The sequence below is a fragment of the Mesorhizobium sp. M2E.F.Ca.ET.209.01.1.1 genome (assembly GCF_004010375.2).
In the GTDB taxonomy this organism is placed as follows: Bacteria; Pseudomonadota; Alphaproteobacteria; order Rhizobiales; family Rhizobiaceae; genus Mesorhizobium.
The window spans coordinates 15849-40999 of record NZ_SADP02000013.1 but is presented as its reverse complement, the minus strand read 5'-3'; the positions used below and the strand labels follow the sequence as shown (position 1 = coordinate 40999).

At 65.0% G+C, this 25151-nt stretch carries 27 protein-coding genes; 14 read left to right on the top strand and 13 right to left on the bottom strand.

Annotated elements, in window-relative coordinates; genetic code table 11:
• Positions 1 to 7: 7 nt before the first annotated feature.
• Genes truA through def form a run of 4 tightly spaced genes read right to left on the bottom strand, consistent with a single transcriptional unit; the run spans position 8 to position 2813 of the window.
• On the bottom strand, positions 8 to 763 hold the full coding sequence (gene truA / locus EN852_RS22590) for a tRNA pseudouridine(38-40) synthase TruA (RefSeq protein WP_127877165.1): 756 nt from the start codon (positions 761 to 763) through the stop codon (positions 8 to 10).
• A 24-nt stretch (positions 764 to 787) separates the two neighbouring features.
• Positions 788 to 1294 (bottom strand): N-acetyltransferase, encoded by a 507-nt coding sequence (locus tag EN852_RS22585; protein WP_127877163.1) that lies wholly within the window; start codon positions 1292 to 1294, stop codon positions 788 to 790.
• Positions 1291 to 2226: a methionyl-tRNA formyltransferase gene (fmt, locus tag EN852_RS22580; protein WP_127877161.1), complete on the bottom strand. Its 936-nt coding sequence runs from the start codon at positions 2224 to 2226 to the stop codon at positions 1291 to 1293. Before fmt ends, EN852_RS22585 begins: the two co-directional genes overlap by 4 nt.
• A 56-nt stretch (positions 2227 to 2282) precedes the next feature.
• Positions 2283 to 2813, bottom strand: a complete 531-nt coding sequence (gene def, locus EN852_RS22575) for a peptide deformylase (RefSeq protein WP_127877160.1) — start codon at positions 2811 to 2813, stop codon at positions 2283 to 2285.
• Between the two features lie 103 nt (positions 2814 to 2916).
• Here def and EN852_RS22570 point away from each other — a divergent pair, with 103 nt between their 5' ends.
• A complete protein-coding gene (locus EN852_RS22570; protein ID WP_127877159.1) occupies positions 2917 to 4170 on the top strand; it encodes a DNA recombination protein RmuC in 1254 nt (417 codons plus the stop codon).
• Position 4171: 1 nt separating this feature from the next.
• Here EN852_RS22570 and EN852_RS22565 read toward each other — a convergent pair whose 3' ends face one another.
• Both EN852_RS22565 and EN852_RS22560 read right to left on the bottom strand, forming a co-directional pair.
• Complete coding sequence (locus tag EN852_RS22565) at positions 4172 to 4576, bottom strand: GFA family protein (protein WP_127877158.1); 405 nt, start codon at positions 4574 to 4576, stop codon at positions 4172 to 4174.
• A gap of 35 nt (positions 4577 to 4611) precedes the next feature.
• Positions 4612 to 5571, bottom strand: a complete 960-nt coding sequence (locus EN852_RS22560; protein ID WP_127877156.1) for a cation diffusion facilitator family transporter — start codon at positions 5569 to 5571, stop codon at positions 4612 to 4614.
• A 233-nt stretch (positions 5572 to 5804) separates the two neighbouring features.
• Between EN852_RS22560 and EN852_RS43215 the strand changes: the two genes are divergently transcribed.
• Together EN852_RS43215 and sugE are read left to right on the top strand one after the other, a co-directional pair.
• The gene (locus EN852_RS43215; protein WP_095819016.1) at positions 5805 to 5930 is read left to right on the top strand and encodes a hypothetical protein; all 126 of its coding nucleotides are present in this window, start codon (positions 5805 to 5807) and stop codon (positions 5928 to 5930) included.
• 195 nt (positions 5931 to 6125) lie between these two features.
• Positions 6126 to 6440, top strand: a complete 315-nt coding sequence (gene sugE, locus EN852_RS22550; RefSeq protein WP_127866254.1) for a quaternary ammonium compound efflux SMR transporter SugE — start codon at positions 6126 to 6128, stop codon at positions 6438 to 6440.
• Between the two features lie 181 nt (positions 6441 to 6621).
• Here sugE and EN852_RS22545 read toward each other — a convergent pair whose 3' ends face one another.
• On the bottom strand, positions 6622 to 7050 hold the full coding sequence (locus EN852_RS22545; protein ID WP_042647354.1) for a DUF6481 family protein: 429 nt from the start codon (positions 7048 to 7050) through the stop codon (positions 6622 to 6624).
• A gap of 231 nt (positions 7051 to 7281) precedes the next feature.
• On the opposite strand from EN852_RS22545, the gene EN852_RS22540 reads away from it, so the two are divergent.
• The 11 genes from EN852_RS22540 to EN852_RS22490 all read left to right on the top strand — a co-directional run bounded on the left by EN852_RS22540 (position 7282) and on the right by EN852_RS22490 (position 18635).
• Positions 7282 to 8334 carry an LLM class flavin-dependent oxidoreductase gene (locus EN852_RS22540; RefSeq protein ID WP_127877154.1) on the top strand — a complete coding sequence of 351 codons (1053 nt, stop codon included), beginning with the start codon at positions 7282 to 7284 and terminating at the stop codon, positions 8332 to 8334.
• 129 nt (positions 8335 to 8463) lie between these two features.
• Positions 8464 to 9627 (top strand): AI-2E family transporter, encoded by a 1164-nt coding sequence (locus EN852_RS22535; protein WP_127877152.1) that lies wholly within the window; start codon positions 8464 to 8466, stop codon positions 9625 to 9627.
• Positions 9628 to 9716: 89 nt separating this feature from the next.
• On the top strand, positions 9717 to 10538 hold the full coding sequence (locus EN852_RS22530) for an arylamine N-acetyltransferase (protein ID WP_127877150.1): 822 nt from the start codon (positions 9717 to 9719) through the stop codon (positions 10536 to 10538).
• Positions 10539 to 10541: 3 nt separating this feature from the next.
• Entirely contained in the window at positions 10542 to 11540 is a 999-nt protein-coding gene (locus EN852_RS22525) for an LLM class flavin-dependent oxidoreductase (RefSeq protein ID WP_127877149.1), read from the top strand.
• Between the two features lie 74 nt (positions 11541 to 11614).
• Complete coding sequence (locus EN852_RS22520) at positions 11615 to 12415, top strand: inositol monophosphatase family protein (RefSeq protein WP_127877147.1); 801 nt, start codon at positions 11615 to 11617, stop codon at positions 12413 to 12415.
• Positions 12416 to 12890: 475 nt separating this feature from the next.
• The gene (gene dnaK, locus EN852_RS22515) at positions 12891 to 14807 is read left to right on the top strand and encodes a molecular chaperone DnaK (RefSeq protein WP_127877145.1); all 1917 of its coding nucleotides are present in this window, start codon (positions 12891 to 12893) and stop codon (positions 14805 to 14807) included.
• A gap of 202 nt (positions 14808 to 15009) precedes the next feature.
• The gene (dnaJ, locus tag EN852_RS22510) at positions 15010 to 16137 is read left to right on the top strand and encodes a molecular chaperone DnaJ (protein WP_112128917.1); all 1128 of its coding nucleotides are present in this window, start codon (positions 15010 to 15012) and stop codon (positions 16135 to 16137) included.
• Between the two features lie 145 nt (positions 16138 to 16282).
• Positions 16283 to 16888: a phospholipid N-methyltransferase PmtA gene (gene pmtA, locus EN852_RS22505; protein ID WP_127877143.1), complete on the top strand. Its 606-nt coding sequence runs from the start codon at positions 16283 to 16285 to the stop codon at positions 16886 to 16888.
• Positions 16889 to 17004: 116 nt separating this feature from the next.
• A complete protein-coding gene (locus EN852_RS22500) occupies positions 17005 to 17601 on the top strand; it encodes an NADPH-dependent FMN reductase (protein WP_127877141.1) in 597 nt (198 codons plus the stop codon).
• On the top strand, positions 17601 to 18308 hold the full coding sequence (gene pyrF / locus EN852_RS22495) for an orotidine-5'-phosphate decarboxylase (RefSeq protein ID WP_127877403.1): 708 nt from the start codon (positions 17601 to 17603) through the stop codon (positions 18306 to 18308). The genes EN852_RS22500 and pyrF overlap by 1 nt, the downstream gene beginning before the upstream one ends.
• Before the next feature lie 39 nt (positions 18309 to 18347).
• The gene (locus EN852_RS22490; protein WP_127877139.1) at positions 18348 to 18635 is read left to right on the top strand and encodes a DUF1330 domain-containing protein; all 288 of its coding nucleotides are present in this window, start codon (positions 18348 to 18350) and stop codon (positions 18633 to 18635) included.
• Positions 18636 to 18882: 247 nt separating this feature from the next.
• Here the strand turns inward: EN852_RS22490 and EN852_RS22485 are convergent, their stop codons facing one another.
• The 6 genes from EN852_RS22485 to EN852_RS22460 all read right to left on the bottom strand — a co-directional run bounded on the left by EN852_RS22485 (position 18883) and on the right by EN852_RS22460 (position 24909).
• Positions 18883 to 19944 carry a D-alanine:D-lactate ligase-like protein gene (locus tag EN852_RS22485; protein ID WP_127877137.1) on the bottom strand — a complete coding sequence of 354 codons (1062 nt, stop codon included), beginning with the start codon at positions 19942 to 19944 and terminating at the stop codon, positions 18883 to 18885.
• A 103-nt stretch (positions 19945 to 20047) separates the two neighbouring features.
• Positions 20048 to 20926: an SMP-30/gluconolactonase/LRE family protein gene (locus EN852_RS22480; RefSeq protein ID WP_127877135.1), complete on the bottom strand. Its 879-nt coding sequence runs from the start codon at positions 20924 to 20926 to the stop codon at positions 20048 to 20050.
• The gene (locus tag EN852_RS22475; protein ID WP_127877133.1) at positions 20923 to 21558 is read right to left on the bottom strand and encodes a 2-dehydro-3-deoxy-6-phosphogalactonate aldolase; all 636 of its coding nucleotides are present in this window, start codon (positions 21556 to 21558) and stop codon (positions 20923 to 20925) included. Before EN852_RS22475 ends, EN852_RS22480 begins: the two co-directional genes overlap by 4 nt.
• Positions 21555 to 22490, bottom strand: a complete 936-nt coding sequence (locus EN852_RS22470; RefSeq protein ID WP_127877131.1) for a 2-dehydro-3-deoxygalactonokinase — start codon at positions 22488 to 22490, stop codon at positions 21555 to 21557. Before EN852_RS22470 ends, EN852_RS22475 begins: the two co-directional genes overlap by 4 nt.
• Positions 22487 to 23254 carry an SDR family oxidoreductase gene (locus tag EN852_RS22465; RefSeq protein WP_127877129.1) on the bottom strand — a complete coding sequence of 256 codons (768 nt, stop codon included), beginning with the start codon at positions 23252 to 23254 and terminating at the stop codon, positions 22487 to 22489. The genes EN852_RS22470 and EN852_RS22465 overlap by 4 nt, the downstream gene beginning before the upstream one ends.
• A 305-nt stretch (positions 23255 to 23559) precedes the next feature.
• The gene (locus EN852_RS22460) at positions 23560 to 24909 is read right to left on the bottom strand and encodes an EAL domain-containing protein (protein ID WP_127866347.1); all 1350 of its coding nucleotides are present in this window, start codon (positions 24907 to 24909) and stop codon (positions 23560 to 23562) included.
• Between the last annotated feature and the right edge of the window lie 242 nt (positions 24910 to 25151).

The following is a 25151-nucleotide window of genomic DNA, read 5'->3' as shown; positions in this document are numbered from 1 at the left end:
GCCAGTCTCAGACGTCTTCCGGATAATCCACCCCGACAAGAAACAGCCCGTCCGGCGGCGCCACCTGGCCGCAGGCGGCGCGGTCGCGCGCTTCAAGCGCCGCTTTGAGATCGGCGGCGCCCCAGGAGCCGTCGCCGACGCGCCGCAGCGAGCCGACCATCGAGCGCACCTGGTTGTGCAGGAAGGAGCGTGCCGAGGTCCGCACCTCGATGAAATCGCCATTGCGGCTGACATCGAGGCGGTCAAGCGTGCGGACCGGGCTTTCGGCCTGGCATTGGGTAGAGCGGAAGGTGGTGAAGTCATGCTTTCCAAGCAGCACCTTGGCAGCTTCGTGCATGGCCTCGGCGTCGAGCCGCTTCGGAACCCACCAGGCCTTGCCCTTTTCCAGCGCCGCCGGGGCGCGACGGTTGAGGATGCGATAGAGATAGCGGCGGCCGGTGGCGGAAAAGCGCGCGTCGAAGCCGTCGGCGACGACGCCCGCCTTGAGGATGACTACGCGCGCGCCGGCCGCCTGCAGATGGGCATTCACCGCATCGCGCACCTTGTCGCCCGACCACGCCTTGGCGAGATCGACATGCGCCACCTGGGCGGTGGCGTGCACGCCGGCATCGGTGCGGCCGGCGGCCCGTATTCTTAGGTCTTCACCGCAGAACTTTTCGATCGCCTGCTCGATCGCCTGCTGCACCGAGGGCTGGTCGGCCTGATGCTGCCAGCCGGCGAACTGGCTGCCGTCATATTCGATATCGAGCCGAAAACGCGGCATGTTCTGCGGTTGTTCGGCGCTCGCCTAGGCGGCGAGCGCTGTGAAAGCGGTAGCGTAGACCAGTCTGCCGGTCTCCGGCGCGTCGCCCCAGGCCAGAGCCTGCAGCGCTTCGCCCTGATACTCGCTCTCGAACCTTGCAGCGCGGTCATGGGCGTAGCCAAAACGACCGTAATAGGTCGGATCGCCCAGGACCACGGCAAGCGTCTCGCCGGCTTCCTTGAGCCGCACATGCGCCTCGCGGATCAGCGCGCCGCCGATGCCGGTGCCATGAAACGACGGTTCGACCGCTAGCGGCGCAAGGGCGACGGCCGCGAAACGCTTGCCGCCATTCTGCACGTAAAGCCTGGAAAACAGGATGTGGCCGACGACCTGGCCGTCTTCCTCCGCAACCAGCTCGACGACGGCATCGCCGCCGGTGACCAGGGCGTCGACCAGCCCGGCTTCCGCCTGCTGGCCAAAGGCATGCTCTTCGACGAGGCGGATCGCCTCGCGATCCCGCGGCGTCGCCGCGCGTATCGACATCATGCTCATGTCAGTTTCGTTCCTTTTTCGATCTTGGCTCCGCGCAAGAACTCCTGCGCGGCGGCAGGCTTTCCGCCCGCCCGTTGAACTTCGACCAGCCTGACCGCGCCCGACCCGCAGGCGACCGTCAGCCGGTCATCGAGAATTCCTCCCGACTCGCCGACGCCATCCGAGAGCGTCGAGCGAAGCAGTTTCAGCCGCTCCGTGCGGCCGCCAATTTCGACCTCGCACCACGCGCCCGGGAAGGGCGAGAGGCCGCGAATGTGATTGTGGACTTCGCCAGAAGGCCGCGTCCAGTCTACGCGTGTCTCCGATTTATCGATCTTTCGGGCGTAGGTCACCCCTTCCGTCGCCTGCGGGGTAAATGTCAGACAATTTATCCCCAACTGCGCGAGCGCCTCGACCATCAGCGAAGCGCCCTGAACCATCAGGCGGTCATGCAATTCGCCGGCCGTCATATCGGGTGCGATGGCGACTTTTTCAACCATTGCCACCGGCCCGGTATCCAGACCCTCTTCCATCTTCATGACCATCATGCCGGTTTCGGCATCGCCGGCCATGATGGCACGCTGGATGGGAGCAGCACCACGCCAGCGTGGCAAAAGCGAGGCATGGCCGTTGAGGCAACCCAGCCTCGGCGCGTCCAGAATGGCTTTCGGCAGCAGCAACCCATAGGCGACGACGACGGCGACATCGGCCTGCAGGGCAGCGAAAGCCGCCTGCTCCGCCACACCCTTCAGCGATGTCGGCGTGCGCACTTCGAGCCCCAGCCGCTCGGCCTCGCGCTGCACCGGCGAGGGCGTCAATTCCAGCCCGCGCCGGCCGGCGGCGCGCGGCGGCTGCGTGTAGACGGCCGCGATCTCGTGGCCGGCTTCGGCGATGGCGCGTAATGTCGGCACGGAAAAATCCGGCGTGCCCATGAAGATGACGCGAAGCGGCATGAGGTCTGCGATCCCGTTTGCGGTAGGCTCAGGTGCTCGCGCGGCCGAAACGGCCCTTAGCCCACCATCTTGCCCGGCGCCTTGTCCTTGGCGAGCTTCTTGAACTTGCGCACCACCATGTCGCGCTTCAGCTTGGAGATGTGGTCGATGAAGAGCACACCGTTGAGGTGGTCGATCTCGTGCTGCAGGCAGGTGGCCATCAGGCCCTCCGCCTGCATCTCCTGCAACTTGCCGTCGCGGTCGAGATATTTCACCCGCACGGAAGCCGGGCGCTCGACCTCGGCATAATAGTCGGGGATCGACAGGCAGCCTTCCTCATAGACCGAGCGGTGGTCGGAGCTCTCGAGCACTTCCGGATTGACGAAGACATGCGGCTGAGGCTCCTCGCCTTCCTTGGCAAGGTCGATGACCAGAAGCCGACGCGGCTCACCGACCTGGATCGCCGCGAGGCCTATGCCCGGCGCGTCATACATGGTCTCCAGCATGTCGTCGGCGAGCTTGCGCAAATCGGCGTCGACGCGCTCCACCGGCTTGGAAACCTGGCGCAGGACGGGATCGGGAAGGATGATGAGCGGCTTGATCGACATGGCGTCTCACCTAAGACTTCGCTTTCGAGGCGTCAACGGGGGCAGCTTTTCCCTGTTCACGTTTTGATCTGTGCCGGCGATGCGAATCGGTTATGCTGCGCCCATGAACGACATGACCTCCATCCTTTCGCAACCGGTCGCGCGGCTCGGCGCCACCACGATCACGCTCGGCCAGGCGGTTGGCATCGTCGCCGTCCTGTTCGTCGTGCTGTTCGCCGCGCTCGTCATCGCCCTGTGGCGCGCGGCCAAGGCGCGCGCGGTTGCCGCGGCGGAAGCGGCCGACCATGCCCGCGACGCCGAGGCGCGGATGGCCGACATCATGCAGGCGCAGGCCGAGATGCAGGGGCGCATGGGCGCGATCGCCGACGTGTTCGGCGCCAGGCAGGCGGAGCTCACGCAATCGCTCGGGCAGCGACTCGACGCCATGACCGGCCGCATCGGCCAGACCATGGCCGAGCAGACCAAGTCGACGCATGAAAGCCTGGCCAAGCTGCAGGAGCGGCTGGCGGTGATCGACACCGCGCAAGGCAACATCCAGTCCCTGGCCGGTCAGGTCGTGCAGCTGCAGGCGATCCTCTCCAACAAGCAGACGCGCGGCGCCTTCGGCCAGTCGCGGATGGAAGCGATCGTTGCCGACGGGCTGCCGCACGGCGCCTATGAATTCCAGGCCAGCCTCAGCAATGGCAGCCGGCCCGACTGCCTGGTGCGGATGCCGAACGGCGCGCCGATGCTCGCCATCGACGCGAAATTCCCACTGGAAGCCTGGAAGGCCATCCGCGCCGCCGAAGGCGCCGACATGCAGAAGGTGGCGGCGCAGGCTTTTCGGCGCGACATCGAGGTGCATATCCGCGATATCGCCGAAAAATACCTGATCCAGGGCGAGACGCAGGACACCGCCTTCATGTTCGTGCCCTCGGAATCGGTGTTCGCGGAAATCCACGAGAATTTCGAAGCGGTGGTGCAGAAGGCGCACCGCGCCCGCGTCGTCATCGTCTCGCCGTCGCTGCTGATGCTGTCGATCCAGGTGATCCAGGCGATCCTCAAGGACGCCCGGATGCGCGAGCAGGCGCATCTGATCCAGGGCGAGGTCATCCGGCTGATGGAGGATGTGGCCAGGGTCGACGAGCGGGTGCGCCGACTGCAGACGCATTTCGGCCAGGCGGCCAAGGACATCGACGACATTCTGGTCTCGACGTCGAAGGTCACCAAGCGCGGCCAGAAGATCGAGGCGCTGGAGTTCGCCGAGGGCGAAACCGAGACGCCGCGCGGCGGTCCCGCTAAGGCGGAAGCCGGCGCGCGGGTGGCCGATTCAAAGACGGGACAGCTCAGGCTGCGGGTCGTCGAGGGCGATGAGTAGCCTACTGCTCCTCGAGAGTCGTCATGCCTTCGAATTCCGGCAGCCAGTGCAACGCCGAGCGGTGCCAGACCTGTCTTCTCGGAACAAGGTCCTCCCGCTGGCGCGCTGTGCCGACCCTGATGCCATAGATTTTGGGTCCGTCGCCGACCGAGGTTGCATAGAGATGCGAGCCGCAATCGCCGCAGAAACCTTGCGCCCGTTTGGCGCCGCTCGATCCAGTCTTGATATAGACTTTCGGCGCGCCCCGAGTGACCCTGTAGTCGCTTTCCGGCGCCGGCACGGTGACGCGAAAAGCCGTCCCGGTCAGCTGCTGGCAGTCGGTGCAGTGGCAGATCGAGGTCTTTTCCGGATCGACCTCCGCCTCATAGGTGATCGCGCCGCAATGGCATCCGCCGTCGATCTTCATAGGCTGTGCTCCTCACAAACTTCGCCCCGTTCAACCTAACTCTCCTCCGAAGCCTCGGCCATGGCCTTGCGCCGTCGCTCCCATGTGCCAGTTGCCTGCGGCTTGACGAAGAGCCTCGATATTTGCGGCATCTCTTTCTTCAGCCTTGCCTCCAGGCGCTCGACGCAGGCTTCGATCTCGGGCGCGGTGAGATGATCCTCGAATTCGATGCTCAAGCCCGCGACGATTTCCTCCGGACCGACGTGGACGCTCAATATGCCGTTGGCCCGCTGGACGGCCGGGTCGTCCTGTACGATCGCCAGCACCTTCTTCTGCACTTCGGGTGAAGCGGGCTCGCCCAGCAGCAGGCCCTTGCTCTCGCGCGCCAGGAAGATCGCCGTGGCGCCGAGGATGATGGCGATGCCGATCGAGCCGACACCGTCCAGCTCGGGCATTTCCAGAAGTTGCGCGGAGAGGATGCCGGCGAAGGCGACGATGAGGCCGAGCAATGCGGCGCTGTCCTCGAACAGCACCGTGTAGACGCTCGGATCCTTGCTCGACTGCACCGCCTGCAACCAGCCCTGCCTGCCCTTCTGCTGGCGGAACTCCCTCAGCGCCACCAGCCATGAGCTGCCCTCGAACAGGAAGGACAGCCCGAGCACGATGTAATTGACCCTGGCGTTGACGACAGGTTCGGGCGCCATGATGTGGATGATGCCCTCATAGAAGGAAATGCCGGAACCGAGCGCGAACACCAGAAGCGCGACGATGAAACTCCAGAAATAGAGCTCGCGCCCATAGCCGAGCGGATGCGTGCGGTCGGGCGGCCGCGCGGCGCGACGCATGCCGTAGAGGAGCAGCGTGCCGTTACCCGTGTCGACCAGCGAATGCACGCCTTCCGACAACATGGCTGACGAACCGGTGAAGAACGCGGCCGCGAATTTGGTCGCCGCGATCGCCAGGTTGCCGGCGAGCGCGGCGTAGATGACCCTTTTCGAGCCGGCATGCCCTGCCATTGGCTTTTGACCTCTCTGCGATGCATCGAGCTTAGCGGGCCGCACGCCACAGCTCCACAGACAATGCGCCAGCCAGGCCGAGGTTCAAGCCGGCTGAAGCGCTCCTCGAAGGAGCGCGGCGCAGGGAAAATCGGTTGACATCCGGCCGCACGGCTTCGCAAGCGCGGCGCCGCCTCTTGCGGTCCGGCATTTCTCTTGTTTCACTTGCGCGTCCACAATCGGAGGAGCGAATCATGGCTAAAGGTGCGATGAAGGCGGGCAAGGAAGCCCGCAAGCCGAAGAAGGACGCCAAGAAGCCCGCCGCGGCCCCGGCTCCGAAGGCGCCGCCGGTCAAGGCGATGCGCATCAAGGAAAAGTAAGCGGCCGAATTTGGTCTATCCGGCTCTCTGCAGAATCTGAACCGGCGGCATGACAATGCTGCCGGTGTTTTGTTGATCGAGAGACAAGGCACTCCCATATCAAGGGGCGAGGACGACCTCGATTCCCCGAAAAGCCGGCCGGCACGACCCGCCAGCAAGCATCTCAGGCGATGCTGGAATGACGGAGCGTTTTCGATGTCCTGGATCTTTCTTTTCTTCGCCGGCCTGTTCGAGATCGGCTGGGCGATCGGCCTCAAATACACCGACGGCTTCTCCAGGCCGCTGCCGACCCTTCTCACCATCGCCTCGATGATCGTCAGCCTCGGCCTGCTCGGCCTGGCGCTGAAGGAGCTGCCTGTCGGCACGGCCTATGCCGTATGGACCGGCATCGGCACCGTCGGCACGGCGCTGCTCGGCATCTGGCTGCTCGGCGAACCTGCGACAGTCGTCCGGCTGGCCTGCATCGGCCTGATCGTCTGCGGCATCGTCGGGCTGAAGCTGGTTGCCTGAGAGGCCCGTCAGCCGGGAGCACAAACGCGTTCAGGGCCGCTTTTGGCGACCCTGAATATTTCCTATTCGAACCCGAACTTAGAGCGGTTCAGCGATTCACAGAATCGCCGACCCGTCCTAGGCTTTTGGTTCTTGCGCAATTCCGGACGGAAAACCGCTACGCACTTTTCCTGGAATTGCTCTAGCGGGCGGAGAAGCCCGGAGGCGTCCTGCCGACGCGCGCCTTGCGGGCGGCGTAGCGTGCGTCACGCTTGGCCTTGCGCGCGGCCTCGTCGGCGAGCTCGAGCGCGATGCGCTCTGCTTCCTCGGCCTCGCGGATTTTAGCCTCGGCGGCAGCAGCCTCTTCGGCGGCGATACGCGCCGCTTCTGCGGCGGCTTCGCGTTCGGCCTTCTCGGCCGCTTCGCGCGCCAGCTTTTCCTGCTTCAGCCTTGCCTTCTCCGCTTCGCGGATGGCGCGGGCCTCGAGGATCGCCTTGCGTTCGGCCTGGCGCGCCAGCACAGCGGGATCATCCGCCGCCGGCTTTGCCTTGAAGCGCGCGAGCAGCGCCTTCTTTGCCTCGTTCGCGGCATTGCGCCGCTCGAAAATGTCTTTTTCCCTGTAGATAGCCAAGTGTACTTCCCTGCAGTCTATTCGCGACGCTTACATACGCGTGAAAGCGGCGAGTTCAAGCGCCAAAACGGTATGCCAGCCATGAAAAAACCGGGCTTGTTGCCGCAGGGATACGGCCCGGCACCATGCGATGCACTGTTCACAGATCGCACCACTGGCGAGCGGCACGACAGCCCGCTACCTCTAGCGCCGACACACAAAATCCACTTGAACACCTCAGGATCCAATCAGATGGAACTCGGTCTCTACACTTTCGCCGATGTCAGCCCGGAACCGGGTCCCGGCGCCATCGGCCCGCATGAGCGGCTGCGCAACCTGATCGAGGAAATCGAGCTGGCCGACCAGGTCGGCCTCGACGTGTTCGGGCTCGGCGAGCATCACCGCCCCGACTATGCCGCCTCCGCGCCGGCCGTGGCGCTTGCCGCGGCGGCCGAGCGCACGAAGAAGATCCGGCTTACCAGCGCGGTCACGGTGCTCTCCTCCGACGATCCGGTGCGCGACTTCCAGCAATTCGCGACGCTCGACCTTCTGTCCAACGGCCGCGCCGAGATCATGGCGGGGCGCGGCTCCTTCATCGAATCCTTCCCCCTGTTCGGCTACAATTTGGAAGACTATGACGAGCTTTTCGCCGAGAAGCTCGACCTGTTGCTCGCCATCCGCGACCAGGTGAAGGTGACGTGGCAGGGCAAGCTGCGCGCGCCGATCAACGGCCGCGGCGTCTACCCGCGTCCGTTCCAGGAAAAGCTGCCGATCTGGATCGCCATCGGCGGCACGCCGCAATCCGCCGCCCGCGCCGGCGTGCTCGGCCTGCCGCTGGCTTTAGCCATCATCGGCGGCGAACCGGCGCGGTTCGCGCCGCTGTTCGATATCTATCGCGAGGCGGCGCGCCGGGCGGGCACCGACCCGACCAGCCTCGCCACCAGCATCAACGTGCACGGCTTCATTGCGGAGACGACCGAGCAGGCGGCCGACGATTTCTACGGGCCACAGGCCGAGGTGATGAACCGCATCGGCCGCGAGCGCGGTTGGGGCCCGACCTCGCGCGCGCATTTCGACCAGGCGCGGGGTCCCAATGGGGCCCTCTTCGTGGGTAACCCCGAGCAGGTGGCTGAAAAGATCGTCGCCCAGCACAGGATCTTCAACAACGACCGCTTCCTTCTGCAGATGGCGATCGGCACCATGCCGCACGCCAAGATCATGAAGGCGATCGAGCTCTACGGCACGAGGGTGGCGCCGCTCGTGCGCAAGGAGACGGCCAAGGCGGCGCCAGCGCCGGCTGCCTGACGAGCGGCCGCTCGAAACCGGCCTTCGGATGCCGGGAAGGCCGGCTCTTGGAACCTTGCCCGGAACTCCCGCGTTTCGAGCGCAGGCCCGCCGCCATGCATTGTCGGCTGGCGGCTTGCAAGGGAACCGATGAAAGCCGAACAGATCGCTTCGGGCGCAAGCGCTGCCGAAAGCCCTGACCCGCGTGCCGATGCCAGGGCGGACATACGCCTGATGCGGTCGCTGGTGATCGGGATCTTCATTCTGATGGTCGCGGCGGCGCTATACTTCGCCCGCGCCTTCTTCATGCCGGTGATGCTTGCCTTCCTGCTGGCGCTGACGCTGACGCCGATCGTGCGTTTTCTGAGAAAGCACGGGATTCCGGAAGTGGTGTCGGCGACGCTGCTGGTGCTTTTCTCCATCTTCGTTTTCGCCAGCGCCGGCTATCTGCTCAGCGGCCCGGTCATCGACCTCATCAACAACTCCTATTCGATCGGCCAGCAGCTGACCGAGCGGCTGGCGCCGTTCAAGCGGCCGCTCGAACGAATGATGGGCCTCGCGCATCAGCTGGAAACGCTGACCGAGACCTCGCAGGAGCCCGGCCTGCAGCGGGTCGCGGTGGCGCCGTCCGGCATGCTGTCCTCCGCCGCCAGCAACATCGTGGAAGCAGGCACCGCGATCACCATCGTCTTCGTGCTGTCGCTGTTCCTTCTCGCCTCCGGCACGCTGTTCTACGAGAAGATCGTTCAGTCCTTCACCAGCATGACCCAGAAGAAGCGGGCACTGCGCGTCGTCTACGACGTCGAGCGCGAGATTTCGCACTACCTGCTTACGGTCTCCATCATCAATGTGGGTCTCGGCACAGTTATCGGGCTGGGTCTCTGGGGGCTCGGCATGCCCAATCCCCTGGTCTGGGGCGCGACAGCGGCCCTGCTCAATTTCCTGCCCTATGTCGGCGCGCTGATGACCATCCTGCTCGTCGCCGTCATCGCGCTGATCAGCTTCGACACGATCGCCTATGCGCTGCTCGCGCCGGCCTTCGTGCTTTTGTGCGACGTGGTCGAAGGGCAGTTCGTTACACCGATGGTGGTCGGGCGGCGCCTCGAGATCAACGCCGTGGCGATCTTCATCGCCATTGCCTTCTGGTCATGGCTGTGGGGTTTCGTCGGCGCGCTGATGGCGGTGCCTCTGCTGGTCGTCATCAAGGTGTTCTGCGACCATTTCGAAAGCCTGAGCCCGGTCGGCAATTTCCTGGCCGCGCAGCAGTCCATGGCCATCGAGGAAGAGCCCGCCGAGAACAATCACAAATCCTGAAACGCTGGCCCAATCTCAAACCTCGCCCATTGTTTGCGGCGCCGCCGGCCAGTGCCTATATCGGACCGGTCAAGCCGGACCTGTCCTTAATGAGCGACTTCGATCTCGATGGCTATTTTGCCCGCATCGGCTACGGCGGACCGGCTGACGCTTCGCTGGCCACGCTGCAGGCGCTGCACGCAGCACATCCGCGGGCGATCCCGTTCGAGAACATCGACGCCTTGATGGGCGTTTCCGTCGGCCTCGACCTCGCTTCGCTGCAGCACAAGATTTTTGGCCAGGGTCGCGGCGGCTATTGCTTCGAGCACAATCTGATCTTCATGCACGCGCTTGACGCGCTGGGCTTCACCGTCGGCGGACTTGCCGCCCGCGTGCTCTGGGGTCAGCCGGAGGACGCCGTCACGGCGCGCAGCCATATGCTGCTGCGCATCGAGCTTGGCGGCCGCACTTACATCGCCGATGTCGGCTTCGGCGGCCTGACCCTGACGGCGCCGCTGCTTTTGGAAGCCGGGCTGGGGCAAAAGACGCCGCACGAAACCTTCCGCCTCGTCGAGACCGGCGGACAATTCCGCCTGCAGGCCGATATCGGCGAGGAATGGCGCACGCTCTACCGCTTCGACCTAAGCCAGGCCTATGAGGTCGACTACCGGGTCGCCAGCCATTTCCTGTCGACGCATCCGAGCTCGCATTTCCTGTCGACGCTTGTCGCCGCGCTGGCCCTGCCCGACCGGCGCTATGCGCTGCGCACCAACCGGCTGTCGACGCATCATGCCGGCGGCCGCAGCGAGCAGCGCGAGATCGCGACGGCCGCGGAGCTCGCCGACGTGCTGGAGAACCAGCTCGCCATCGTCATTCCCGACCGCGCCGCCTTCGAGGCGAGGCTCAAGGAAAAACGCATCGTGGAGACCTGACCAATGACGGACCTTTCGGTTCTCGACCTGTCGCCGATCACGCAAGGCAGCACCGCCTCGCGGTCGCTCGCCAATTCGCTCGACCTTGCCCGCCATGCCGAGCGCCTGGGCTACAAGCGCTACTGGCTGGCCGAGCATCACAACATGCCGGGCATCGCAAGCGCCGCGACATCCGTCGTGATCGCGTATGTCGCCGGCGGCACCAAGACGATCCGCGTCGGCGCCGGCGGCATCATGCTGCCCAACCATGCGCCGCTGGTGATCGCCGAGCAGTTCGGCACGCTGGCCGCGCTTTTTCCCGGCCGCATCGACCTTGGCCTCGGCCGCGCGCCGGGCACCGACATGCTGACCGCCCGCGCCCTGCGGCGCAATCTGGAGTCCGCCGACAATTTCCCACAGGACGTGGTCGAGCTGATGGGCTATTTCCAGCCGGCCGAGGAAGGCGAGCGCATCCGCGCCGTGCCCGGCGAAGGCCAGACCGTGCCGGTCTGGATCCTCGGCTCCAGCCTCTACGGCGCGCAGCTCGCAGCACTTCTTGGCCTGCCCTACGCCTTCGCCTCGCATTTCGCGCCGGCCGAGCTCGACCATGCGCTGGAGGTTTACCGGACGCGCTTCCAGCCATCGGCGCAGTTGGACAAGCCCTACGTCATGCTCGGCCTCAATGTCTCTGCCGCGCCGACGGATGCCGAGGCGAAGCTGCTGTTCAGCTCGCTGCAGCAGGCCTTCGTCAACCTGCGCAGCGGCCGGCCCGGGCAGTTGCCGCCGCCGGTCGAGAACTACGACCGCGATCTCGACCCGATGGCGAAAACCATGCTTGCCCAGGCGCTGTCCTGCGCCGTCGTCGGATCGCCGGAGACCGTGCGCCAGGGCATCGACGCCTTCATCCGCCGCACCGGCGCCGACGAATTGATGGTGACGGCGCAGATCTTCGATCACGCGGCGCGCGTGCGCTCCTACGAGATTCTCGCCGACGTGCACAAATCGATGTCGGAGGCGGCCTGATCGCGCAGTCACTTTTGCCTGACATATTGGTCTGTTAAGGGCGCGCAGATGTCCCTCTCAGCCAAGAGTTCCCCGTGACCAAAGATCTCGACGACCGCATGCATTTTGCCATCGACCTGGCGCGCCGCGCCGGCGAGTTGGGGCTGAAATATTTCCGCGACCTCGACAATCTGGCCGTCGAGAGCAAGGGCCATCAGGATCTGGTCTCAGAGGCCGACCGCGAGGTCGAGCTGTTCATCCGCACGGCGATCGCCGAGGCCTATCCGCAAGACGGCATCGTCGGCGAGGAGCACGCGGCGGTGACCGGAACGACCGGCCATGTCTGGGTGATCGACCCGATCGACGGCACCGCCAATTTCGTGCGCGGCATTCCCGCCTGGTGCGTGGTGATCGCCTGCGCCAAGGACGGCGAGACGGTGGTCGGCGTCATCCATGAGCCTTCGATCGACGAGACGTTCTACGGCCGCCTGGGCGGCGGCGCCTTCATCAACGGCAAGCCGATCAAGGCCAGCAATGCCGCGTCGCTTTCCGAAGGTTCCGTCGGCACCGGGCTTTCGAACCGGACGGCGACAGAGCATGTCGCGGTGCTCATCAGCCTGATCATGGCGGAGGGCGGCGTCTTCTATCGCAATGCTTCCGGAGCGCTGATGCTTGCCTATGCGGCGTCCGGCCGGCTGCTCGGCTATGTCGAGGAGCACATGAACGCCTGGGACTGTCTGGCCGGCATGCTGTTGGTCGAAGAGGCCGGCGGCATGGTGCTCAGAGCGGATCCGAAGACGGTGCTCGACCAGGGCACGCAGGTGATCACCGGCGGCAGGCAGATCTTCGCGAAATTGCAGGCGCTGTGCGCAGAAGCGTTCGCAGCTACGCGCTGACGGTTTGCGCGACGGCTGCAGATGGTGAACAAGGGCGAGCTGACGGCGACCTTCACCTGTGTCACTCCGGGCGCCGAGGGCCTGCCGCCCGATTCCAAATACTGGCGGCAGGCTGATTTTCCGTCCCTTTCGCGACCGAAAGTCACGCCCGCCAAGGGATGCCTTGCCCCCGCCAAATGCCCGACCTGTGCGGCGCCAGCGGCATCGATTCCAAAAAAGCTATTCGGAACAACAGGGTAGTGCGATCTCCCGCCGATTCTGCCGCAAATCGCGGCGGGTCGCCCCGTTGCCGCTGTCGAGACAATGGACAGCTTGCGCAGAATGCTTGCGCCCCGTGTCGGCTGTTCTTATATACGCGCCAAGCCGTCCGGCCCCGAAAAGCGGGGACCGGGGCGGGATTTCTTGTGAACAGGGGCTTTCGTCGGAACGCCTTTTGAAGGGTCCTGAGAGCCTGCTTAGAGGAGAGACTAGAACAATGGCAAAAGTTATCGGTATCGATCTCGGCACCACCAATTCCTGCATTGCCATCATGGATGGCAAGGACCCCAAGGTGATCGAGAATGCTGAAGGCGCGCGCACGACGCCTTCCATCGTCGCCATCTCCAATGACGGCGAACGCCTCGTCGGCCAGCCGGCCAAGCGCCAGGCGGTCACCAATCCTGAAAACACCATCTTCGCGGTCAAGCGCCTGATCGGCCGCCGCTATGACGATCCGGTGACGGAGAAGGACAAGAAGCTTGTCCCCTACAAGATCGTCAAGGGCGACAATGGCGACGCCTGGGTCGAGGCCGGCGGCAAGAAGCAGTCGCCCAGCCAGATCTCGGCCATGATCCTGCAGAAGATGAAAGAGACGGCGGAAGCCTATCTCGGCGAGAAGGTCGAGAAGGCGGTCATCACCGTTCCGGCCTATTTCAACGACGCCCAGCGCCAGGCGACCAAGGACGCCGGCAGGATCGCCGGCCTCGAGGTGCTGCGCATCATCAACGAGCCGACGGCCGCAGCGCTTGCCTACGGCCTGGAAAAGAAGGACGGCAAGACCATCGCCGTCTATGATCTCGGCGGCGGCACCTTCGATATTTCCGTGCTCGAGATCGGCGACGGCGTCTTCGAGGTGAAGTCGACCAATGGCGACACCTTCCTCGGCGGCGAGGACTTCGACATGCGGCTCGTCGAATATCTGGCGGCCGAGTTCAAGAAGGAACAGGGCATCGACCTCAAGGCCGACAAGCTCGCGTTGCAACGCCTGAAGGAAGCGGCCGAGAAGGCCAAGATCGAGCTGTCGTCGACGACGCAGACCGAGATCAACCTGCCCTTCATCACCGCCGACGCCACCGGGCCCAAGCACCTGACGATGAAGCTCACCCGGGCGAAGTTCGAGCAGCTGGTCGACGACCTCGTGCAGCGCACGATCGAGCCCTGCAAGGCGGCGCTCAAGGATGCCGGCCTGAAGGCTGCCGAGATCGACGAAGTGGTTCTGGTCGGCGGCATGACCCGTATGCCCAAGATCCAGGAGATCGTGAAGCAGTTCTTCGGCAAGGAGCCGCACAAGGGCGTCAACCCGGATGAGGTCGTCGCGCTCGGCGCCGCCATCCAGGCCGGCGTGCTGCAGGGCGACGTCAAGGACGTGCTCTTGCTCGACGTGACGCCGCTGTCGCTGGGCATCGAGACGCTGGGTGGCGTGTTCACCCGGCTGATCGAGCGCAACACGACGATCCCGACCAAGAAGAGCCAGACCTTCTCGACCGCCGAGGATTCGCAGTCGGCGGTGACGATCCGCGTCTTCCAGGGCGAGCGCGAAATGGCGGCGGACAACAAGCTGCTCGGCCAGTTCGACCTGGTCGGCATCCCGCCGGCGCCGCGCGGCGTGCCGCAGATCGAGGTCACCTTCGACATCGACGCCAACGGCATCGTCAACGTCTCGGCCAAGGACAAGGGCACCGGCAAGGAGCACCAGATCCGCATCCAGGCATCGGGCGGTCTGTCCGACGCCGACATCGAGAAGATGGTGAAGGACGCCGAGGCCAATGCCGACGCCGACAAGAAGCGCCGCGCCCTCGTCGAGGCCCGCAACCAGGCCGAGGCGCTGGTGCACTCGTCCGAGAAGTCGCTGAAGGATTATGGCGACAAGGTCTCGGATGCCGACCGCACCGCGATCTCCGACGCCATCGCCGCGCTGAAGACCGCCGCCGAAGGCGACGATCCGGCCGATATCGAGGCCAAGTCGCAGTCGCTGGCCGAAGTGTCGATGAAGCTCGGCCAGGCCATGTACGAGGCCTCGCAGAAGGAAGCGGCCGAAGCCGACGCCAAGGCGGATGCCGCCAAAGATCCGGACGTGGTCGACGCCGACTTCGAGGAAATCAACGAAGACGACGACAAGAAGAAGTCGGCCTGAGCCGGCTGACGGCGAATAAGTGCAAAAGCCCGGCGCAAAGCCGGGCTTTTTTGCAACCCCAATCGAAAAAGTGACGGAAAAACCCGGAGCGACTCTGGCTTGGCACTAGCATCCGGGAAACATCGCTCCTAAATCCAAGGCCATGCCGGCAAACGTCGCCAACAATGCTTGAAGACATTGAGCATCCGGACAGCGGGAAAAAATGAAAGCTGATTTCTACGAAACGCTGGGCGTGCAAAAAGGCGCCGACGACAAGGAGCTCAAGAGCGCTTTTCGCAAGCTCGCCATGCAGTTCCACCCCGACCGCAACCCCGGCGACCATGCCTGCGAGCACAAGTTCAAAGAAATCAACGAAGCCTACGAGACGCTGAAGGACCCGCAGAAGCGCGCCGCCTATGACCGCTTCGGCCACGCCGCCTTTGAGGGCGGCATGAACGGCGCCGCGCACGGCTTCGGCGCCGGCGGATTCGCCGACATCTTCGAGGATATTTTCGGCGACATGATGGGCGGCCGCCAGCGCCGCTCGTCGGGCGGCCGCGAACGCGGCGCCGACCTGCGCTACAATATGGAAATCACGCTGGAAGAGGCCTTTTCCGGCAAGACCGCCCAGATCCACGTGCCGGCTTCCATTTCCTGCTCGGAATGCTCCGGCAGCGGCGCCAAGCCCGGCACCCAGCCGGTGACCTGCTCGATGTGCCACGGCCACGGCAAGGTGCGCGCCACGCAAGGCTTCTTCTCGATCGAGCGCACCTGCCCGCAATGCCAGGGCCGCGGCCAGACGATCAAGGATCCCTGCCCGAAATGCGCTGGACAGGGCCGCGTCACCGAGGAGCGCTCGCTGTCGGTCAACATCCCGGCCGGCATCGAGGACGGCACCCGCATCCGGCTTGCCAATGAGGGCGAGGCGGGCCTGCGCGGCGGACCGTCCGGCGACCTCTACATCTTCCTGGCGGTGAAGCCGCACGAATTCTTCCAGCGCGACGGCGCCGATCTCTATTGCAAGGTGCCGATCTCGATGACGACGGCCGCCCTTGGCGGCTCCTTCGAGGTCACCACGCTGGACGGCACGCAGACCAAGGTGAAGGTGCCGGAAGGCACGCAGAACGGCCGCCAATTCCGCTTGAAAGGCAAGGGCATGCCGGTGCTGCGTCAGCCTAATGTCGGCGACCTCTACATCCAGACGGCGGTCGAGACGCCGCAGAACCTGACGCGCCGTCAGCGCGAATTGCTGGAAGAGTTCGAGCAGCTCTCCTCGAAGGACAATTCGCCCCAGTCGAGCGGCTTTTTCGCCCGCATGAAGGATTTTTTCGAGTCGTTCGGCGAAAACTGATCGTCACGGCCCACATTGCGAACGGCATCGGAAGCGGCGATCCGCTTCCCAAGCGTCATCAACATCTTATGCCAGCTTGACGCCTTGCCTTGTCCCACCCACCTGCTAAGTAGCGGTTCGGGGGCGAGCATTGAGGAGAGCTCTGATGGCACGTAGTCCCGGGTTGCGCAAAGCGCTGGCGGAAAAATTCGACGACGAGCTGAAGTTCTTCAAAGGCTGGATCGACAAGCCGAAAACGGTCGGCTCGATCGTTCCGACCAGTTCCATCACCGCCCGCAAGATGGCCTCGATCGTCAATCCGAGATCGGGCCTGCCGGTGCTCGAGGTCGGGCCCGGCACCGGCGTCATCACCCGCGCCATCCTCGCCCAGGGCGTGAAGCCGGAAAACCTCTACGCGGTCGAATATTCGACCGACTTCGTGCGCCATCTGCGCGGGCTCTATCCCGGCGTCAACGTGATCGAGGGCGACGCCTTCAATCTTAACGCGACGCTCGGCGACAACCGCGACATGGTGTTCGATTCGGTCGTCTCCGGCGTGCCGCTCCTCAATTTCCCGGTCGCCCAGCGCATCGGCTATATCGAGAGCCTGCTCGACCGCATTCCTGCCGGACGGCCAATCGTGCAGCTGACCTACGGCCCGCTGTCGCCGATCCCGGCCGGCCGAGGCGACTACACGGTCGAGCATTTCGATTTCATCTTCCGCAACATCCCGCCGACTCAGCTTTGGATCTATCGCCGCGCGGCGCATTAGGGATAAGGGAGTAGGGGAGTAAGGCAGTAGGGGAATAGGGGAATGAACGTTCAGCTTCCGCACTATCCCTACTGCCCTATTCCCTTACTCCCCTACTCCCTTAGCGAAGCAGGCCAATGGCAGTGATCCCACGAATCCTGGTCTTCGCCGGCTCGGTCCGGACCGGCGCCTATAGCGGCCGGACGGCCGATGTGGCGCAGAAGGAACTGGCCATGCAGGGCGCGGAGGTGACGCGCATCTCGCTCGGCGACTATCCGCTGCCGATCATGGACGAGGACCTCGAAAAGGAAAAAGGCATCCCCGAGAACGCGCTCAGACTCGGGCGTCAGATTGCGGCGCATGACGGGCTGCTGATCGCGACGCCCGAATATAACGGCTCGATCCCGCCCCTGCTCAAGAACGCGATCGACTGGGTGAGCCGGATACGGCGCGAGGGCAGCCGTACGTTCAGGCCCCTGGCTGGCAAGCCGGTGGGGCTTTGCTCGTCGTCCGAGGGCAAGTTCGCCGGCATACGCTGCATCAATCATCTGCGCGCGGTGCTGGTGCGCTGCCAGATGGAGGTGATCACGCCGGAATGCTCGGTCTCCGAGGCCGACGCGGCGTTCGCCGAGGACGGACAATTCAGGGACGCCAGACTACACCAATCGATGGAGCGCCTATGCCGTACACTGATGGAAACCTCGCGCATGCTGTCCACCCGGATCGAGGCATGATGCATTTCGCCGAGGCCGACAGCATGCGGGAGCGGCTGATCGTCGGGCTGGACTTGCCGACGCTGAGCGAGGCCGAGAAGGCGGTGCGTGAGCTCGAAGGCACCGTTTCCTTCTACAAGATCGGCTACCAGCTCGCCTTTGCCGGCGGGCTGGACTTCGCGCGGGAGCTCGCCAGCGGCGGCACGAAAGTGTTCCTCGACATGAAGCTGCTCGACATCGACAACACGGTGGCCAAGGGCGTCGAGAACATCGTCAAGATGGGTGTTTCGATGCTGACGCTGCATGCGTATCCCAAAACCATGAGAGCGGCCGTCGAGGCGGCCAAGGGCAGCGATCTCTGCCTGCTCGGGGTGACGGTGCTGACCTCGATGGACGAGCAGGACGTGATCGACGCCGGCTATGAATACGACCCGCACACGCTGGTGCTCAGGCGCTCCGAACAGGCGCTGCATGCCGGTATGGGCGGCATCGTTTGCTCGGCCGAGGAGGCTCAAGCGGTGCGCCGGATCGTCGGACCCGACCTCGCGGTTGTGACGCCCGGCATCCGCCCGTCGGGCAGCGACCACGGCGACCAGAAACGCGTGGTGACGCCCGCGCAAGCGATCCGCAACGGCTCCAGCCACCTCGTCGTCGGCCGGCCGATCGTCAAGGCGCCGGATCGGCGTGCCGCGGCCGAGGTGATCCTCACCGAAATGCAGTCGGCCTAAGGACCGGTCCTCGTTCGCGAAAACAAACAGGAGAAACGCATGCCCAAGGGATATTGGATCGCTCGCGTCGATGTGCGCGACGCCGAGGGATACAAGGATTATGTCGCCGCGGCCAAGCTCGCCTTCGACCGCTTCGGCGCGAAATTCCTGGCGCGCGGCGGCGAGCATGAAAGGGCCGAGGGGCCGGGCCGCGCCCGCAATGTCATCATTGAGTTCGACTCGCTGGCGACGGCGCATGACTGCTACCACTCGCCGGAATACCAGCGCGCCGCCGCCATCCGCCAGAAAGTGGCCGAGGGCGAGATCGTGCTGGTCGAGGGCGTTTAGGTCGTCTGCGCCGGCGTATGTTGGAGATCGGCCGCCCATCTCGTCGTCATCCACGGGCGGAGCAAGGAGCGAAGCGACGCGGCGAAGACCCGAGGATCCATTCCGTGACTTCAACGCGCCGCCGCGGTCCAGAAATTCTGCTCCGCTGCACTCCACGGCCGAGGTAATGGCATGGATTCCAGGGTCTGCGCGCGTCGCTTCGCTCCTTGCTACGCCCTAGAATGACGAAGTGCCCGGCCTCAGCCAATCATGAACGCCGCGACGTCAGCCTGTTAGCTGCCGTCTGCGCCATCGCATCGGCAAGGCTCATCCCCCACTGCCTGCGGCAATAGTCGCGGAAATCGAAGCAGGGCAGGCCGGGACATACCTCGAACTCGATGAGATGGACGGTGTCGTCGGCCTCGACGCGGAAATCGACGGAAAACACGTCCCTCAGGCCGAGACCGCTTATCAGTTTCCGCGCGATGGCGCGGATTTTCCGATCCGCCTCCGGCTGGCTGGCGCCGACAGCCTCCAGCTCCGGCTCGGCATAGGTGCCCGCATCCTTCGCGGCCCGGCCGGTCTCGCCATAAAGCGCCATTGAGTCGGCCATGGTCTGGAAATCGCCGCCGGAATCGACGAAGAAGATGCCAAGCGCTTCGATGCCGGTCTCCGGCTGGAGGCCAAGGAAGCTTGCGCGCACGTTGCGGCCGGCGACATAGGGCTGGACGACGACACCGTCGCGATAATGGGCAAAGACACGCCGGCTAAGCTCAAGCGCGTGGCCGAGATCGGCGATGCGCGAATCCGGCCAGATGCCGATCTTGGCGCCGAGCCGGTTGGGCTTGACGAACCAGCCCTTGGGCGAGGCCGGCGGCTCGACCAGCCACTCGCCGTTGCGCGCGAAGCCCGCCTGCGGCACTGGCAGGCCGAGCGCGCCGAGCACGGCGCCGGAGCGCAATTTGTCCTGGCAGAGCGCGAAAAGCGAATCGTCGGCGCCGATGGTGCGCAGCCCGTTCAGCCGCGCCAGCGCCGGCGAAGCGCCGCCGCGGAAATAGGCAATGCCGTCGGTCAGCGTCCAGACCAGCGTTGTTGCGGGATCGGCCTTCGCCAGAACGGGCGCCGCGTCGTCGAGCTCGACAGGCTTGAAAGCGAGACCGCGCTTCTCGCAGGCGGCGGCGAGCAGGTTGAATTCGGGCGCAAGGTCGGTCGACTGCGCCAGATAGGACGAAATTTCCAGGGCACGATCCGCCGGGTATCCGTCGGCGGACAGGCGGTCGAGACAGGCCTTTTCCGGCTCGTAGACAAGGATCAGCGTCGGCTGCGGCATTGAATGCTCCGGTCGAAATCAGGGCTACCATCGCACGACCGCAGCGGCCGGCTTGCGGGAAACCGACCGGACTGAGGCGATTGCCTGATAGTGCTGAACTGCCTTATGCGATCAGCACGCGCGGCTCGAAGCGGCCGTTGACCGGGATATCGAGCAGGAAGGTCATGCCGGCCTGCGGATCGAGCGCGCGCTGTTTTTCGTCCTTGCCGCTCCAGGCCGAGGTCACGGCCAGGCGGTCGCCCTTGGCGCCGACGAAAGCCGGGCAGGACGGTTGCGTCACCGGCATGGCGATCTCGCGCAGCAGCGTGCCATCCGGCGCATAGGCCTTCACCGCCTTGCCGCCCCAGACGGCGTTCCACAGAACCCCGTCGCGGTCGACGACCGAACCGTCGATATAACCTTTCGAGGCGCGATGATCGACGAACACTTTCACTTCGCCGGCGGGCAGGCCGGTCGCCGGATCGCAGGCGACGCGCATCAGAAGTCCGGTCGCGGTGTCGGTGTAGTAGGCGATCGTGCCGTCCTCCGAAAAACAGATCGAGTTCGAGACGGTGATGCCGGAAAACAGCCGGCGCAATTCGCCCTTGAAGAACCAGTAGATCGAGCCCGCGCCCTTCTCCTCGCCCTTGCCCATCGTGCCGGTCCACAGCGCGCCGCAGGGGTGGACGCGGGAATCGTTGGAGCGCGTGACCGGATTGTCGGCCTCGATCGGCGTGTGCAGCGTCAGCCTGCCGGTTTTCACGTCCCGGACCTGAAGGCCGATATCGGTGGCGATGAGCTGGCGGTCGGCGTCGATGACGGCGATGGCGCTGGCCATGACGCCGAGGTCATGCACCTTCAGCGCCCCGGCGAGCGGCTTTTCCAGAAGCTTGCCGTTGACGATGTCGAACCAGAACAGCGTGTCGGTGGCGGGATCGTAGCTCGGGCCTTCGCCGAGTTCGCAGATGTGGTCGGAAAAAACCGAAACGCCGTCCATCGTCATCCTCCGAAAGCTTCATCCCAGGCGGCGACCGCGGCGCTGGCGCGCCGCGCCACGTCCTCGACCGTCGCGCCCGGCTTGTAGAGGCTGGACCCCAGGCCGAAGACGCTGACGCCGGCCGCCTTGTAGCCGGCAAAGTCCTTGTCCGAGACGCCGCCCACGGCGCCGATCAGGGTTGCGGGCGGCAGCACGGCGCGGATCGCCGCGATGCCGCTCGATCCAAGCACGCTTGCCGGGAAGAATTTCAGCGCCGAGGCCCCTAACCGGATCGCCTGGAAGGCTTCGGTGGGCGTGAACACGCCGGGCATCGTCACCATGCCGTGATGCATGGCGCGGCCCATGACCTCGGCATCGATGTTCGGACTGACCAACAGCCTGCCGCCAGCCTTGTGCAAGGCGTCGACGTCCTCCGCCGTCAGCACCGTGCCGGCGCCGATCAGCGCGCTTTGCGGCAGCGCCTTGACCAGGTCGGCGATGGAGACGAACGGCTCCGGCGAGTTGAGCGGCACTTCGATGGCCTCGATGCCGGCGTCGTGGATCGCCTTGCCGATCGCCACGGCCTCGGAGGGCTTCAGGCCGCGCAGGATGGCGACTAGGCCGCGCTTGAGTTTGGGGAAGGGTGCGGTCTGGCTCATGAAGCGCCTCCAATCATGCCGTTCTCGCGCGCGGCCTCGACGAGGCCGGCGCGCACCGCTTCATCGGCGTCCACGGTGCGGAAGGCAAGTCCGGCAAAACCCAGGGCGGAACCGTAGAGCGTGGCCAGCGTGCCCGAGGCGACCAGCACGACCGGCGCTTCGCTGGCGCCATAGCGGCGTCTTGCCGAGGCGATCTCGCCGCCGATCAGCAGTCCGGACAGAGCCGCCGCCGCCTCGGCGGGCTGCAGATCCTGCAGAAGCCCGGCGGCGCGGATGGCGAACAGCTTCGAGGTGATATCGCCACCCTCGCCCAAGGCTCGCTCGCACCATTGCCGGAAGAACGGACTGTCCGCGGCGACGGGAGCGGGATGCTCGCCCAGCGAATGTTTCAGGATCGAATGCCCCGCAAGCACCGAGAACAATTCGCCGGTCGGCCAGGTGCCGAAGCCCGCGACCGCGCCATCCTCGACCGAAACCCATTTTGAATGGGTACCGGGCATGCAGACGAGATGCCTTCCCTTTGCCGGCAAACCGGCGCCGGCAAGCTGGGTCTCCTCGCCGCGCATGACATCCGGCGCGTCGGCCAGGCGCTGCGCGAGGCCAGGCACGATGCGGATGTCGCGGCGCGAGCCCTCGATGCGGGCGGCGCCGCGCAGGATAGCGCCGATGGGCGCCGGCACGGTGACATAGGGCGCCTCGATCCAGCCCTGCCGCGAGCCGGCCATGCCACAGATGATGACCGGCAGCGTGTCCGGCGCACCCATGGCGCCAAGGTGGCTTTCCAGCACGTTGGCAAAACCTTTTTCACGGGCGGTGATCAGCCCGTCGTCGCCGCGCCGCTCGGCAAGCACCTTACCGGTGTTGTCGAGCAGCCAGGCGCGCAGCCTGGTCGTACCCCAGTCGAGCGCGGCGACCGCCGGGGCCGCGCTCACAGGAAGCCTCCGTCGACGATCAGCATTTGGGCGGTGAGCATGCGCGAGGCGTCCGACGCCAGGAACAGAACCGTGCCCACCATGTCGTCGGGCTGCATCACATCCTTGATGCACTGCTTGGCGACATGGGCGGCGAGCCCCTCGTCAGTGACCCAGAGCTCGCGCTGGCGCTCGGTGATCACCCAGCCCGGCGCCACCGCGTTGACGCGGATGCGGTCTTGCCCAAGCTTGCCGGCGAGGCCCTTTGTCAGGCCGAGTATGCCTGCCTTGGCCGCTGTGTAGGCCGGCATATCGGGATGGTTGATCAGATAGGAGGTGGAGGTGAAGTTGATGATGGAGCCGCCGCCGGCGCGCTTCATGCCGGGCGCCACGGCCTGCGCGGTGAAGAAATGCGGCCGCAGGTTGACGGCGAGATTGTTGTCCCAGAACTCGACCGTGACGTCTTCCACAGCGTGGCGATCGTCGAGCGCGGCATTGTTGACCAGCACCGTCACGTCGCCATGCGCCTCAGCCGCCTTCGCCGCGGCGGCGCGCAGCGCCTCGACGTCGCGCAGGTCGGCCTTGAGGTAGAGCGGCCGGCGGCCGAGCTCCTTCTCCAGCCGGTCGGCAAGGGCGGTGCTTGGCTTGTCGGCGATATCGATGAAGGCGACCCTGGAGCCCTGGCGCATGAAACCTTCGGTCAGCGCCGCGCCGATGCCGGAGCCGCCGCCGGTGATCAGCACCGAGGCGCCGTCGAGGTCGGCGAACCGTGCCGATGGCATCATGATTTCTTCTCCCTTTGGCCGGCGCGCATCCTAGCCACGCAGGGCCGGGGGGCAAGGGCGAAAAGGCGAATTCGGCAGCTTATGTCCGACAAATGAGATCTGCATCTCCGTCTTCCCGGAAGCAGCTCAACGTTTGTTGAGATTCAGGTCAGGCCGAGTCGGAGTCGAAGACGGGCGCGAAGCGCCCAAACTGGGTGGTTTCCGAGAACCGGAGCGGAGCGTACTTAAAGTACGTGAGCACCGGAAGCGCAGGAGGCCGCCATTTGCAGACCGGCCTCACCTGAATATCAACAGACCTTATCTTATCAGATCGCCTTGGCATGCAGCGCGCCGCGATAGGAATCGCGCAGATAGCCGAGCGTGGCGTCGGCATCGGCCGGCTTGCCGAACAGATAGCCCTGCCCGCCGGCGCAGCCGAACTGGACGAGGCGATCGGCCTGGGCCTCGTCCTCGATGCCTTCGGCGACGACATCCATGCCGAGCCCCTCGCACATGGCGAGGATGGCGCGGATGATGTGCTCCGAGGGCCGGTCGTCGAGGATGGAGGAGACGAAGGCACGGTCGATCTTGAGCTTGTCGAAATGGAACTCGCGCAGGCGGCCGAGCGACGACTGGCCGGTGCCGAAATCGTCGAGCGAGACGCGGATGCCGACGCGGCGCAGGTCCGCGACGATCTTCTCGGCCGAGGCCGGATCATTCATCAGGCCGGTCTCGGTGATCTCGATCTCCAGGCGGCGCGGGTCGAAGCCGGTGCGGTCGAGGATGGCGAGGATATGCAAGCCGGTGTTCTGGTCGACGAGCTGCGAGGGCGACAGGTTGAAGGACAGGAACAGATCCTTCGGCCAGCTGCGCGCCGCTTCCGTCGCCTTGCGCAGCACCAGCTGCGACAGCGGGCCGATGATGCCGCGTTCCTCGGCGATTGGGATGAAGACGGATGGCGGCACGACGCCGAGGTCGCGGTCGGTCCAGCGCGCCAGCGTCTCGAAGCCGATGGTGCGGCGGCTGTTCAAATCGACGATGGGCTGGAAATGCGGCTCGACCTCGCCGGCCGAGACGGCGCGGCGCAGCGCCTGCTCGATGCGGGTGACGCGCTTGGCCGCCTCCTCCATCTCGCGGGTGTAGACGACGACGCGGCCGCGGCCCGAGCGCTTGGCGTGATAGAGCGCGGTCTCGGCCTTGTTGACGAGGATCTCGGTGGTCTCATCGCCGGAATAGAAGAGCGAGCAGCCGACCGAGGCGGAAAGCCTCGCGGTACGCTCGCCGACATCATAGGGGGCCGACAGGATCTCGATCAGCATGCGCGACTTTTCGGCCGCCTGCTCCTCGGAGAACACCATCGGGTAGAGATAGGCGAACTCATCGGCGCCGATGCGGCAGACGGTGGAATAGCCGTCCATCGAGGCGCGCAGCCGCATCGCCACCTGGATCAGGATGTCGTCGCCGGCCTTGTGGCCGAACAGGTCGTTGATCGGCTTGAAGCCGTCGAGGTCGAGGATGCCGACGGTGAAGGGTGCGGGGTCGTCGGCGCGGTCGCTGATCAGGCGATCGACCTTGTCGAAGAAGCGACGATGGTTGCCGAGCCCGGTCAACGAATCCGTGAAGGCCAGATCCGTGTTTTCCCTGCCTGGCTGACCGGTGCCAAACGTCGTTTGCATCATGTCCCTGTTCTGATGTCGGTATTTCTCATCAGACTGGCACCAAAGCGTTTAGGAAAAGTATCGGAAAATCGATTTTCCTTCGCCCAAGAGTTGCTGGCGTCGCTGGCGGGCGTTCAGCTTCGGGCAAAAAACGCTAGTCTAGCCCAAACATTCGTTTATGCGTCATATCTAATAGAATATCGAACGATCTTTTCCTCAGACGCCGCTTCCGTTGAAGCAAGTGCGGACGAAAAGCCGCT